General features: G+C 56.1%; 13 protein-coding genes. 8 read left to right on the plus strand and 5 right to left on the minus strand.

The window, feature by feature from the left end; genetic code table 11:
- Positions 1–50 precede the first annotated feature (50 nt).
- Together qmoC and ACE3NW_RS11710 are read left to right on the plus strand one after the other, a co-directional pair.
- Positions 51–1,232, plus strand: coding sequence for a quinone-interacting membrane-bound oxidoreductase complex subunit QmoC (qmoC, locus tag ACE3NW_RS11705; RefSeq protein WP_374283605.1), 1,182 nt, complete (start codon positions 51–53; stop codon positions 1,230–1,232).
- A gap of 104 nt (positions 1,233–1,336) precedes the next feature.
- Positions 1,337–2,056 carry a hypothetical protein gene (locus ACE3NW_RS11710; RefSeq protein ID WP_374283607.1) on the plus strand — a complete coding sequence of 240 codons (720 nt, stop codon included), beginning with the start codon at positions 1,337–1,339 and terminating at the stop codon, positions 2,054–2,056.
- A gap of 150 nt (positions 2,057–2,206) precedes the next feature.
- Here the strand turns inward: ACE3NW_RS11710 and ACE3NW_RS11715 are convergent, their stop codons facing one another.
- From ACE3NW_RS11715 to ACE3NW_RS11730, 4 genes are all read right to left on the minus strand, one after another.
- A complete protein-coding gene (locus ACE3NW_RS11715; protein ID WP_374283609.1) occupies positions 2,207–2,443 on the minus strand; it encodes a SlyX family protein in 237 nt (78 codons plus the stop codon).
- Positions 2,444–2,475: 32 nt separating this feature from the next.
- Positions 2,476–4,530 (minus strand): YgiQ family radical SAM protein, encoded by a 2,055-nt coding sequence (locus ACE3NW_RS11720; RefSeq protein WP_374283630.1) that lies wholly within the window; start codon positions 4,528–4,530, stop codon positions 2,476–2,478.
- A gap of 364 nt (positions 4,531–4,894) precedes the next feature.
- Positions 4,895–5,275, minus strand: coding sequence for a calcium-binding protein (locus ACE3NW_RS11725; protein ID WP_374283611.1), 381 nt, complete (start codon positions 5,273–5,275; stop codon positions 4,895–4,897).
- Positions 5,276–5,383: 108 nt separating this feature from the next.
- Positions 5,384–5,785, minus strand: coding sequence for a hypothetical protein (locus ACE3NW_RS11730; protein WP_374283613.1), 402 nt, complete (start codon positions 5,783–5,785; stop codon positions 5,384–5,386).
- 195 nt (positions 5,786–5,980) lie between these two features.
- Between ACE3NW_RS11730 and ACE3NW_RS11735 the strand changes: the two genes are divergently transcribed.
- The 6 genes from ACE3NW_RS11735 (at position 5,981) to ACE3NW_RS11760 (ending at position 10,941) form a co-directional block, all read left to right on the plus strand.
- Positions 5,981–7,759 (plus strand): methyl-accepting chemotaxis protein, encoded by a 1,779-nt coding sequence (locus ACE3NW_RS11735; protein ID WP_374283615.1) that lies wholly within the window; start codon positions 5,981–5,983, stop codon positions 7,757–7,759.
- 282 nt (positions 7,760–8,041) lie between these two features.
- Entirely contained in the window at positions 8,042–8,758 is a 717-nt protein-coding gene (locus tag ACE3NW_RS11740; protein WP_374283617.1) for a hypothetical protein, read from the plus strand.
- A 98-nt stretch (positions 8,759–8,856) separates the two neighbouring features.
- Complete coding sequence (locus ACE3NW_RS11745) at positions 8,857–9,366, plus strand: hypothetical protein (RefSeq protein WP_374283619.1); 510 nt, start codon at positions 8,857–8,859, stop codon at positions 9,364–9,366.
- 17 nt (positions 9,367–9,383) lie between these two features.
- On the plus strand, positions 9,384–9,848 hold the full coding sequence (locus ACE3NW_RS11750; RefSeq protein ID WP_374283622.1) for a hypothetical protein: 465 nt from the start codon (positions 9,384–9,386) through the stop codon (positions 9,846–9,848).
- Positions 9,849–10,015: 167 nt separating this feature from the next.
- On the plus strand, positions 10,016–10,459 hold the full coding sequence (locus ACE3NW_RS11755; RefSeq protein WP_374283624.1) for a hypothetical protein: 444 nt from the start codon (positions 10,016–10,018) through the stop codon (positions 10,457–10,459).
- 17 nt (positions 10,460–10,476) lie between these two features.
- Positions 10,477–10,941, plus strand: a complete 465-nt coding sequence (locus ACE3NW_RS11760) for a hypothetical protein (RefSeq protein ID WP_374283626.1) — start codon at positions 10,477–10,479, stop codon at positions 10,939–10,941.
- Between the two features lie 100 nt (positions 10,942–11,041).
- Here the strand turns inward: ACE3NW_RS11760 and ACE3NW_RS11765 are convergent.
- The coding region (locus tag ACE3NW_RS11765; RefSeq protein ID WP_374283628.1) for a phenylacetate--CoA ligase family protein at positions 11,042–12,198 on the minus strand (1,157 nt) is incomplete at its 5' end.

Consider the following 12,198-nt stretch of genomic DNA (forward strand, 5'->3'; position numbering starts at 1 on the left):
CATGGCCATGGGCCCCAACCCGTTCAAGGGCATGTAGGAGGAAGGCAGCAATGGCACAATGTTCAATCAAACCTGATATGGAGTTTGTCAGGGCACTGGAAGAATCTGGGGGCGAATCCCTCAAGAAGTGCTACCAGTGCGCCACCTGCTCCGTGGCCTGCCCCCTCGCCCCGGCCAATGCGCCTTATCCGCGCAAGGAAATGGTCTGGGCTTCCTGGGGCCTTAAAGACAAGCTGCGCGCCGACGTTGACCTGTGGCTTTGCCACAACTGCGGCAACTGCTCAGACCTTTGCCCGCGCGGCGCCAAGCCTGCCGACCTTATGGGCGCGGCACGCAACGTCATTTACCGCGAACTGACCGAACCCACCTGCGTGGGCAAGCTCATGAGCAAGCCCTCTGGCCTGCCTGTGCTGTTTGCGATCCCCGCAGTGTTGTGGCTCTTTGTGTGGTGGATCCGCGCCGGCTTTAACGGCGGCCAGTGGTTCCCCCGCGCTGCCGATGGCCGCATTGTTTTCGGCCAGGTGTTCTACGGCGACTACACCATCGACCCCATCTTCATGGTCACCTTCTTTGGCGCTGCATTTATCATCGCCAGGGGTGTCATGAAACTGTGGGCCATGTTCAAGCCTGAAGGCTCGCTGGCTGTTGTTGGCAAGCAGAAGTGCTGGATCTGGCATCTGTGGGACGTGCTGTGGGATGAAGCCATCACCCATCGCAAGTTTGACGACTGCGAAGACGGCCCCGCCACCGGTTCGGACACCCCCAACCGCAAGTTTGGCCACATGCTGCTGGTTTACAGCTTTGCCATCCTGGCCTTTGTAACGGCTGTGGTTGCCGGTGGTCACTGGGTTGGCAAGGTTATTCCGCTGGTACACATCGAAACGCCCATGCCGCTGACCTTCCCCGTGAAGATTCTGGCCAACCTGGGCGCGCTCATGCTGCTGGCCGGTCTTGCCATTCTCACGGTGCGCCGTGTGATGCTGAACCCCAAGTTCCAGGGTTCCAGCTGGTACGACTGGTATCTGCTGGGCATCATCTGGCTGGTGGCCGTAACCGGTGTGCTGTCGCAGTGCTTCCGCCTGGCGGATGCCATTGTGCCCGCCTTCCTGGTGTACTATCTGCACCTGGTATTTGTGTGGATGCTTTTTGCTTACCTGCCCTGGTCTAAGCTTGGCCACTTCGTGTACCGCACGGCGGCCCTTGTTTACGCCCGTATGTACGGCAGAAGCTAACGGCGTTGGCCCCCGGCTGCCTGCTGGGGGCCACCCTTGAAGTTGCGCACAGTTCCCCGTGAGCTTTTACTGAAATAATTACGATCTCCGAGGAGGAGGCCGCCATGTCTGATACATCTCGTAAAGTTTTTCCCGTGGAGTCCGTGCTTGCCCTGGTCGTGGGCAAGGAGGGCGTAGACGTCAAGGAAATCGCCGGTTTCATCGCCGGTCGTTCCGTTGCCTGTGATACCTGCGCCAAGGCTGTGGGTCCCTTTGCCGCCGCCTGGTTGGCCCGTTGGTACCCCAAGTTTGCCGACCTGAACTGGGTTGAAGGCCAGTCCTGGGAAGCCTTTGTCAGCACCGGCCGCAGCATGCTGGGCGACAATGTTTCCCTTACCTGCATGGACGGTCTTACCAAGACCCTGTGCGACAAGGTGCTGACCTACCTTGGCGACACCTACGCCAGCATGGCCGCCCAGACCGCTGCCGCCGCCGCTCTTGAAGACCGCGTGCGTGCTCTTGAACCAGCTGAAGCCCGCGCCGCCGCACTTTCCAAAAAGGTGGACGAGCTTGAAGCCAAGATCAAGACCATGAACACCGACATGGGTGGCCTGCGCAAGCAGGTGGCCGAATTCCAGGGCAAGGTCGCCATCAACCATGACGAACTGATGATGAACATCAAGGACGCCATTAAGGACGGCCTTAAGGGCATGGTTGTGGGCGGCGTTGCCGCTGGTGCAGCCGCCGCTGGCGATGATGCCGCTCCTGCTGCTGAAGAAAACGCCGTGCCGGACGATTTCGGCTTTGGTGCCTCTGGTGCCAACAACGACGGTTTCGGTTTCTAAAGACAGACTTGATTGCAAGAGCGTCTGGGGTTTGGCCCTGGGCGCTCAGCCAAATAAAAAACCCGCCTTCTGGCGGGTTTTTTATTTGCCGTGAAACAACAAAAGCATGGGCTGGGAGTCGGTTTTCAGCTTTATCTGCAAGAGGTGCAGCTACCAGCGCTCCGGCATGGAGTGCGGCGGCAGGGTATTTTCTGGCTGGTCGCCAAGCTTTTCGCGCAGCAGCCTGATTACAGAAGAGGCATCCGCAAAATCTTTTTCCAGTTTATCAATCTGCCTCTGTTGGGCTGTCAGAGCCGCATCCAGCGACTTGAGGCGTTCCTCCTGAAAGAATGTCAGCTCTTCCAGTCGGGTCAGCCTGTCTTCGTTCAAGGTTTCGTTGGGCGACATGACTCCCTCCTCCTTATTCGCCGTTGGCGCGATCATGCGCGCCGTCCACCGTTGCGACCGCCAGTTCTGCCGGTTTGCCCACTGCGGCTGCGTGGCGCGCGGTCGTCTGCATCAGGACGCGAGGGCCGGTTGCTGCGCGGTTGGGCTGGGCTTTCCGGTTTGCGTTGTCCTGATGACCGGTCGTTGCCACTCCGCGTAGGGGATTCGTTTCTGTTGCCCTGATTGCGCGGGCCAGAATTTCTTTGTCCAGATTCGTCTTGCCCAGGCCTTTTGCCGCCAGTGCGTGGGCGATCCTGTCCCCTGCCATCGGCTGCGCTGTTACGGGGGCGGGGGCGTGATGGGGCATCGTCGTCCTGCGTGCTGGGCATGAGTATGTAGTGCTGCCGCATGCGTTGGGCATCGGTGCGGGCCACATAGATGGGTTCGCCTGTTTCGTCGCGGCCACAGTAAAAAATGGCAGTGGCGATGGTGCCGGGTGTGGGAATAAAGCACTGGGTCTGCTGGGGGTTCCAGTGCCGCTGCCGCAGCCAGCGCGAAAGCGTGCGCATGTCTTCATCGGTGCAGCCGGGAAAGCCGCTCATCAGATAGGGCACAACATACTGCTCGCGCCCGGCGGCGCGGCTTTGGCGTACAAAGCTCTCCAGAAAGACCTCAAAAACGTCCAGCGAGGGCTTGCGCATGAGCTCAAGTACCGAGGGGGCGCAGTGCTCTGGCGCAACCTTGAGCTGCCCGCCGGTGAATTCGCCCGTGTAGGCGGCCAGGGCATCCGCATCTCGCAGAGCCAGGTCGGCGCGCACGCCGCTGGCCACACGAGCCTGTTTGACTTCCGGCAGGGCCGCCACCTTGCGCAGCAATTCCACATGCCTGCGCTGCGGCGTTATAAACGACTTGCATACGGAAGGAAAACAGCAGCTGGCCCTGCGGCAGGCGCTTTTGCCACGCACACTGTTGCCCTCGTCCTGCTGGGCAGTGCGGGCATCGAGCGCACAGTGCCCCTGCCACATGTTGGCAGTGGGGCCGCCCACGTCAGATATGGCCACCGGCCCCTTGCCGCGCGCCATGTTTTGCTGCCCAAGCATGCGGGCCTCGGCAAGAATGGACTGCTCGGAGCGGGAGCTGATGCGCCTGCCCTGATGCAGAGCCAGCGAGCAGAACGAGCAGCCGCCGCCGCAACCCCGGTGACTGGTGATGCTGGTGCGCATCATTTCTGCAGCGGGTATGGCCTCTCTGTATCGCGGATGGGCCAGCCGGGTAAATGGCAGGGTATAAAGATCGTCCATCTCTTCCGTGCTCAGGGGCGTTGCCGGGCGAGCCAGCACCAGGGCGCGGTCGCCCACTGGTTCAAAGGCCCACGCGTCCAGCCGGTGTACCTGACGCTCCAGCTCCTGCGTCAGCTTGAGCAACTGAAAGGGATCAGCAAGAATTTCATCGTGCGAGGGCAGTGCTATCCAGGGTTCTCCGTCAAGCGTGCCGGGCAGATTGGCGGGATGCCCTGCGGCATCGAGCTTGTCCATCCAGGCCGTGCCAGGTATGTCGCGCAGGTCTTCGCCCCTGTGCAGGCGCTGGGCGCATTCGATAATGGCCTTTTCGCCCATGCCCCAGATGAGCAAATCTGCCTTGGCATCCATAAGGATGGGCTTGCGCAGGGAGTCTGTCCAGAAATCGTAGTGCGAAGCGCGCCGCAGGCTGGCCTCTATGCCGCCAAGAATGACCGGCAGACCAGGAAAGGCCCGCCGTGCCAGATTGGCGTAAACCAGACAGGCCCGGTTGGGCCGCGCACCGGCCTTGCCGCCGGGGGTGTAGGCATCGTCGTGACGTTTTTTGCGAAAGGCGGTGTAGTGCGCCAGCAGAGAATCGAGCGCGCCCGCGCTGACACCGGCAAAAAGTCGTGGCCGCCCCATGACAAGCAGATCGTCGGGGGCTTCCCAGTTGGGCTGGGCCACTATGCCCGTGCGGAACCCGTGGCGGATAAGCCAGCGGGCCAGCAGCACATTGCCAAAAGAGGGGTGGTCAACATAGGCGTCGCCGTTTATCAGCAGCACGTCCAGTTCGTCCCAGCCCAGGGCGTGCATTTCTTCCGCACTCATGGGAACAAAGCGCGGCTGGCGCAAGGCTGCGTGATGAGCACTGCCGCTGGTCTCTGCCGGGTCTGCCCACACCGAACCATGCGCGCTGGTTTTGCGCTGGGGCTGTGGGCGCGCGCCCTCGCTCAACAGATCGGGAAATGGCGGCTTGCGTGTGCCTGCCTTGCCTTCGACCTGCCTGGCGGGCTTATTGCCTGCCGGTGTGCCGCTGCCTGCCTTGCGCCGGGGCGGATTCTTGGGCGAATTGGCGGGCGCGTCAGAAGAAAACGGAGCGGCAGCCGTTTGGGAACTGTCGGGCTGCCGCTCGAAAGCAGAGCTGCCCTGGCTGCCGTTCTGACGCCAGGGCTGCGGAAATGACGGAGAGCGTTTATTTGCCATTGGGAGGAGTCACCAGAGGCATGTCGGCACTGCCGGGCGAGGGCATCATGGAATTGCCGGGCATGCCGCCCTGGCCGCCCATCATGTTGCCCATGCTGCCGCCCATGTGGCCGGAAGAATGGTTGGACACAAATTCGTCCCATTCTACGCGGTCAATGGCCTTGTCGCCATTTTTATCAATAACGGCAAAGGCTTCTTCGCGCATGTTGGGAAAATACGCCTTGAATTCCTCGTAGGTAACCTTGCCGTCCTTGTCAGCATCCATCAAAACAAATTTATCAACCTTGCCGCCTTCGGCAGCGGGGTTGGCCTGGGCAGACGCGGCCCAAAGGCAGAGCACGGCAGCAAGGGCTATGTGCAGAAGCTTCATGGGGGATCTCCTTATGGTTAGTGGCAGCAGGGCCGGTACTGTCTTGCCCGCTGCATTGCATACATAAAGCCTTGCGCACAATGGGCAAGGCCGCAGCCCCTGAACGGGCTAATCCTTTTTGAATTCGAGGCCGAGTTTTTCCATGCTGTCGATGCACAGGGTCAGGTTGTCGGGCTGGCCCGGCTTGTGGTCGTCGGGATAAAGCAGGGCAGACATATAAAAAACCGAGTTCAACCGCAAAGACATTCGCGCACTTGCCGAAAAGCCTTCCAGGGCCAGCGCGTAATTAAAGCGGGCCTCACCGGGCAGAGGTTCAAGCAGGGGTTTGGCGTCTTCTGCCATGGCGGCGAGCAGCTCTGCCTTGCGGCGCATGAGTTCATTATGGCCGGGGGTATCCCCTGCGTCAAGGCGGGCAAGGGCCTGCGCTTCTGTTGCCATCACTTCCGCATGGCGGTTGCGCAGCCAGATAATCAGGCCTGACAGGGGCTGTTCGTTGGTGTTGGCGTTCACGGGATTCTCCTTGCTGGGTTCGGCACGTTCAGGTGTTCCGCGTGCGTGATGTTTAAAATGATACAGTTCAGTTAAGAAGGCAACGCCGAGCGGCCATTTTGCCGCGCAGAGCCGAACGGGCATTGACAGAAGTGCCCTTTTGGGAGAACTGTTAAACTAGTTCCCCCCTCAATAGTGAGCGTTGTGGAGGACCATATGGGTATGTCGCTTAGGGCCAAATTGGCAAGTGGTTTTGGTGTTGTGCTACTGATATTTGCCATAACTGGCACTGTGGCAATGCTGGCCCTGCGTGAACAGCGCGAAATACTGGGCATGATTGGCAGGCACGAGCTGCCAACCATCAATCTGTTGCACGAAGCATCACTGGGCATGCAGCTTTATCGCAAAGCCGAAAAGGATATTTTGCTCAACCTGGGCGATGTCAAGGCGCTCAAGGGCTATATGAGCAAGCTGGAGGCCCTCTCTGGCGAACTGAAAGATAATCTGCGCAAGCTGCAAGCTGCCCTGCGGGCCAATCCGCAGGCCGGGAACAAGGCTGAAGCCTTGGCGCAGGAATCGTTGCGTGCCTTTGCGGCCTACGATGAAGTGGTGCGCCGCACATCGGCAGAGCTGGTCGCCGGATCAAGCCAGTTCAACGCCGCGCAGGCCAACGCCCATTACACCACCTACAAAGACAACGTACACACCACAGAAAAAAATCTGGAAGCCCTGGAAACCCAGTTCATGGAGCGGGTGGTTGCCAGCCAGCGAGAGTTGGCCGAGCAAACGCGCGGTACAGAACGGCTACTGCTCATATCCATCATCGGCAGCGTGCTGTGCGGTGCGGGTATTGGGCTGCTTGTGCTGCTTTCCATCACCCGGCCACTGGGGCGCGTGGTGAGCCTTGCGCGGGCCGTGGCTGCGGGCGATCTGGAGGCCAGGGCCAGCGGCAGCTACAGCGCTGAAATGGCCGTGCTGCGCGACAGCATCGAGGCCATGGTGGGTACGCTCAAGGCCAAGATTGCCGAGGCAGAGCACCGCAGCGCCGAGGCAGCGGAAGAAGGCCAGCGGGCCAAGCAGGCCGCGCAAGAGGCACAGGCCGCCAAGGCCGCCGCAGAGAGAGCCAGGGCCGAGGGCATGATGGAAGCCGCAGGCCAGCTCGAACGCACGGTAGAGGGCATTTCTGCGGTCACAGCTGCCATATCCTCGCAGGTGGGGCAGGCCAGCGCAGGGGCAGAACGGCAGTCGGCCCGCGTAAGCGAGGCCGCCACAGCCATTGAACAGATGAACGCCACCGTGCTTGAAGTGGCCCACAATGCCGCCAGCACCGCCCACAGCACCGATGCGGCACGTGGCAGAGCCAACGAGGGCTCTGGCGTAATGCGGCAGGTGGTGGGCGGCATGGACGAGGTGCGCCGTGTTTCTGCCGAGCTTAAGGAATCCATGGATTCTTTGGGTACGATGGTTGGCAATATCGGGCAGATCATGTCTGTTATTTCAGATATTGCCGATCAGACCAATCTGCTTGCCCTCAACGCGGCCATCGAGGCTGCGCGCGCGGGTGATGCCGGGCGCGGCTTTGCCGTGGTGGCAGACGAGGTGCGCAAGCTGGCCGAAAAAACCATGGGCGCAACCCGTGAGGTGGGCGAAGCCGTAACGGGCATTCAGAGCGGCACGCGCGTCAGCGTGGCCAACGTGGAACGCGCCCTTGGAGCCGTAGAGAGCACCACAGAGCTGGCAACGCGTTGCGGCGAGGTATTGCAGGAAATTGTAGGCATGGTGGACAGTGCCAGCGATCAGGTGCGGGCCATTGCCACCGCCAGCGAAGAGCAGTCGGCCACGTCAGAAGAAATTACCCGTAGTGTGGACGAAATAAACGGCATTTCGGGCGATACGGCGCAGGCAATGACCAACTCTGCCAAGGCTGTGGAGCAGTTGGTCGGTGAGGCCAATGCCCTGAAGGCGTTGGTACAAAAAATGAAGTCTGGCGCGTAGCAGCAAAGGGAAGCCGCACCGTCGGGGGCGGTAACCGTTTGCTTGGCCATCAATTAAATCCCGTCTATCTGGCCACGGGAGCTAATGCCTGCATTTGCAATTTTTGTCAGATTCCAGATCAATACATATCCGCCAATGGGTGATGCTTTGAACAGGGCATCACCCATGTTTTTTTGACGATTGCTGTCTTATTTCAGATTGTTGAAGTATATGCGAAAAAATTGTGGCAGGGATTGTTCTTAACCCGGAAAGATATCCATTGATCCGCGCATTGGCAGATTTATGTCGCTTGATCCCGCAAGCGACATGCGCGGCGACAGCGACCTGTACGACTATTGCGTGGATGACCCGGTCAACAGGCAGGATGTAAGCGGGCTGGCCTGGGATGAGAGCAAGCATCCACGCGATGCCGATGGGCAGTTTGCCAATGCGGGGGGTGGCATGGCGGGCTATTCAACAAAGAGGCAAGAACTGCGGGCGCCAGTATCTCGCGAGGTTATGTTCCGGGCAGATGTTGGCCGTAATGCCATGAGCGAGAGGGAAGAACTTAAGCTGTCTGCCATATTACGCAACGGCATGATGCGGAGGCCGGAAATTTTACCGAATGACAAGCCATTGCCCAAGTGGGATCTCGATGCGGCTATAGCTCGCTTGCATTCTCAGGTACTTCCTGAATCTGACAGTAAGTGCGGTGAATTTGTCCACAAGGCAATCGATGCGGGCGGAATCATACTCAACACATCATACAACCCTAATGGGCAAAGTGCTAGCGGGTATGGTCCCATTCTGCGGCACGCAGGTTTTAGAACGGTTGCCCCAGGCGAGAAGCCACAAAGGGGGGATGTTGTAGTTTTTCAGGCCATTAAAGGTCATAAGGATGGCCATGTTGCCATGTTTGACGGACAAGCATGGATATCAGACTTTAGACAGCATGATATATATGCTGGCTCAGACTATCGTAAAATTCGTGCGCCTTACGTCCTTTACCGACGACCATAAACGCGCTAAATGATATAGGTAACCAACTCGTCATAAGGTGTGAGTTGGTTGCCTATGGAAAGATCATAGCCCCGCGTGGCGAGGCGTGCTCCTTGGCAATGAAAAATCCTACCTCGGTGGCGTTAGCACAGCCACCGGGGCAGGGCTTGCAAAAATTGAGGAATAAAAACATGCCCATTCGCAAAATACTTATTTGTGTGCTCACAGGCATGCTGTGTTTTGGCTTTTTTAGCCCCAAAGCGGCAGATGCAGCACAAACACCGCAGGAATTTGTTAAGGAATTTTATGAGTGGTATATTATTAAGCATTATGAGCTTGATAATGTTCTAACCGAAGAAAAACTGCTGGATTATGTTGATGAAACACTTATTGGGTATCTCAAGCAGAAAGAAGTAACAAGTTTATATTATTTTACGCAAATGGGCGAAACGATGCAATTTAAAGATTGCAGTGTGCTTGTGAAGAATGCTCTTGCCATGACAGGCGATGTCTATGTTGTTCCTGTCATATTTAAAGGAAAAAATTTTTATAATGTCGTAATCACTTATGTAAAAAAAACTGGATCGGAATATAAAATTGCATCCATATCCGATGCCTACGCATACTAAATTAGAAGGAAATGTATATGAAAAAACGTCTCCTTATAGGCTTATTTTTTTGCATAGGATTACTTCAACCATGCCCGAACTTAGCGCACGCGCAAGATGTGGAGTCTTTTGTGCAAGATTTTTATAAATGGTATATGAAACAATCTCTGGTAACAGATGATCGTCCTGTTTTTGACGATGTCATATTTAAGTATGTGTGCAAATGTACAGCAAAAAGAGTACGCCTTGATCATAAAAGAGTGGTAGCGGATTCTGACTATTATCTTAGGGGGCAAGACTTTGGAAAAGAATTGTTGGATAACCTCATGGTAGGTAAATCCATTGATGTGGACGATAGTCTCAGTCTTGTGCCGGTGAGTGTGTCCGTTAGGAATGAGTACGCACCGTATATTGTAGTTTATGTGGAAAAAACAAAGGGTCGCATGTGCATCAGCAAGGTGGAAGATTCCCATGGTCCTAATTTTCGCGCGCCTGTGTACTGATTCGCCCTGCTTGTTGCCGAGTCTAGACAGATGCTTTTCGGGCTGAAATCAGTCCCCAGTGCTCGCTCAAAGTAACAGTAATCCGCGCTTAAAAGTTATCCATGCATGCGCCCGGTGAGCAATGTTTCGCCGGGCGCAGTTTGCAAAATCAACGTAGGAATAAACACATGCACATTCGCAAGATACTTATTTGTGTGCTCACAAGTCTGCTGTGTCTTGGAATTTTTTGCCCCAAAGCTGCTGATGCAGCACAAACACCACAGGAATTTGTTAAGGGGTTTTATGAGTGGTATCTTATAGAAGATTATGATCTCTCGGATGCACTAAAACAAGACAAGCTAGCTGAGTATGTTGACGAGGGGCTGATTGCAGTACTCCGAGAAGAAGAAAAATGTCATGAGATGAGCTATTTTACGCAAATGGGTCCCTTCTTTATCGGTTTCAAAAATGCAAAAGTTCGTGTTGGTGATGTGCTGCCTATGACAGACGATGTCTTTGTGGTGCCTGCGATAATTACCAAAGAATCAATAGAAAAAATTGTGATCGTCTACGTTCATAAAAAGGACGGAACATTTAAAATTCATTCCGTATCAGACGCATACCCATACTAACTATCGGGAATACCAATATGAAAAAGATGTTTCTTGTCTGCATGCTTCTGGCTGCAATTTCGTTTCAAGCAAGCCCTCAATTTGTCCAAGCACAAGATGTAACGTCTTTTGTGCGTAGCTTTTATAGCTGGTATATTAAACAGTCTCTGCCGTTAAGAGGTAATCCTGTTTTTGATGATGCCATATTCAAATATGTGTGCAAGGATACTGCGAGAAGAGTGCGGCTTGATTATGAAAGATCGGTTGCAGATGCGGATTATTACCTGAAAGGGCAAGATGTTGACGAAAAATTATTGGAAAACCTTATAGTTGATAAATCCATTGCCGTAAACAATAGTCTCAGTCTTGTATCTGTGAGCAGGAGCTTTAGAAAGGAATACGTGCCTAGTGTTGTGGTATACGTAGAAACAAGGAAGGGCGGTATGTGCATCAGCAAGGTAGAGCGCATTGAAGGGCGCAACCGTCGCGGTGAGGTGTACTGATTCACTTCAATTATTGTTTGGCCGCATCCTTTGCTGCTCTTTTAGCACAGCCCAAAAAACAAGCCCGGCTTTTGCCGGGCTTGTTGCGTATATCTGCGGGTTAGTCCCAGTGGCGCTTGTCTTCGATGGGCCTGATCTGCGGGGGCAGGCTGCCGGGAGCCAGCACGCGCAATTCGGGGCGCAGTTTGATCTTTTCGCGGAACTGGTGCAGCAGCTCTTCTTCGCGCTTGAAGCCGCTGGTTTCCACAAACAGGGTCATTTCGTCGATGCCGCCGGGGTTGGTGACTTCGATCTGCCAACGCTTGATTTCTTCAAAGCGGCTCATGACCTGTTCAACCTGGTGCGGGTACACAAACATGCCCATGATGCGGGCGGTGGTGTCCACGCGGCCCACAATGCTGCCAAGGCGCGGGCTGGTACGGCCGCAGGCGCAGGGGCTGCGGTCGATGTACGAAAGGTCGCCCGTGGCAAGGCGAATCAGCGGGTAGGTCTTGTTAAAGGCCGTAACCACGATTTCACCCACCTCGCCGTCCTTCAGCGGAATACCCGTGTCGGGATGACAGATTTCCACATAGCAGCGGTTGGCAATGTGCAGGCCGGTTTTGTGGAAGCATTCGTAACCGATGCAGCCCACGTCGGCTGTGCCGTAACCCTGACGCATGACGAGGTCGTACTTCTTTTCCATCTGCGAGCGCATCTTTTCAGACAGGCGTTCGCCAGTGACAAATGCCACTTCGAGGAAAAGATCCTTGCGCAGGTTAAGGCCTTTTTCTTCGGCCTTTTGGGCAAGGTGCATGAGAAAGCTGGGCGTGCCCACATAGCCAGAAACGCGCAGCTTCTGCATGATATCGAGCTGGGTGGCGGCGTCGGTGGGGCCAGCGGGAATAACCGCGCAGCCCAGGTTGCGCAGCGGCTCTTCAAACATGAGGCCAGCGGGCGTCAACTGGTAGTTGAACGTGTTCTGCACGGCATCGCCGGGGCGGAAGCCAACAGAGTAGAAGGCCTCGGTGTAGCCCCAGTAGTCTTCTCCACGGTCTTCGGGATCAAAGATAGGCCCAGGCGACAAAAAGATGCGCTTGAGTTCGCCGATATCCTTGGTGAGCAGACCGCCCAGGCGCGGCCCCATGGACTGAAGGAAGATAAGTTCTTTCTTCTTCAGAATGGGAATGTGCTTTATATCGGTAAGGGTCTTGAATTTCTCCACATTAAACTGCGCACGGTCAAAGCGCTTTTTAACGTCTTCTGAATAGCGGTAGG

The sequence above is a fragment of the Desulfovibrio sp. genome, from assembly GCF_041907885.1.
Classification (GTDB): domain Bacteria; phylum Desulfobacterota; class Desulfovibrionia; order Desulfovibrionales; family Desulfovibrionaceae; genus Desulfovibrio.

Bases quoted from the DNA above. Each gene is read 5' to 3' on its own strand.
- qmoC (WP_374283605.1), top strand. From the start codon at position 51: ATGGCACAATGTTCAATCAAACCTGATATGGAGTTTGTCAGGGCACTG.
- ACE3NW_RS11710 (WP_374283607.1), top strand. From the start codon at position 1,337: ATGTCTGATACATCTCGTAAAGTTTTTCCCGTGGAGTCCGTGCTTGCC.
- ACE3NW_RS11715 (WP_374283609.1), bottom strand. From the start codon at position 2,443: ATGTCGCCCAACGAAACCTTGAACGAAGACAGGCTGACCCGACTGGAA.
- ACE3NW_RS11720 (WP_374283630.1), bottom strand. From the start codon at position 4,530: ATGAGTGCGGAAGAAATGCACGCCCTGGGCTGGGACGAACTGGACGTG.
- ACE3NW_RS11725 (WP_374283611.1), bottom strand. From the start codon at position 5,275: ATGAAGCTTCTGCACATAGCCCTTGCTGCCGTGCTCTGCCTTTGGGCC.
- ACE3NW_RS11735 (WP_374283615.1), top strand. From the start codon at position 5,981: ATGGGTATGTCGCTTAGGGCCAAATTGGCAAGTGGTTTTGGTGTTGTG.
- ACE3NW_RS11740 (WP_374283617.1), top strand. From the start codon at position 8,042: ATGTCGCTTGATCCCGCAAGCGACATGCGCGGCGACAGCGACCTGTAC.
- ACE3NW_RS11745 (WP_374283619.1), top strand. From the start codon at position 8,857: ATGAAAAATCCTACCTCGGTGGCGTTAGCACAGCCACCGGGGCAGGGC.
- ACE3NW_RS11750 (WP_374283622.1), top strand. From the start codon at position 9,384: ATGAAAAAACGTCTCCTTATAGGCTTATTTTTTTGCATAGGATTACTT.
- ACE3NW_RS11755 (WP_374283624.1), top strand. From the start codon at position 10,016: ATGCACATTCGCAAGATACTTATTTGTGTGCTCACAAGTCTGCTGTGT.
- ACE3NW_RS11760 (WP_374283626.1), top strand. From the start codon at position 10,477: ATGAAAAAGATGTTTCTTGTCTGCATGCTTCTGGCTGCAATTTCGTTT.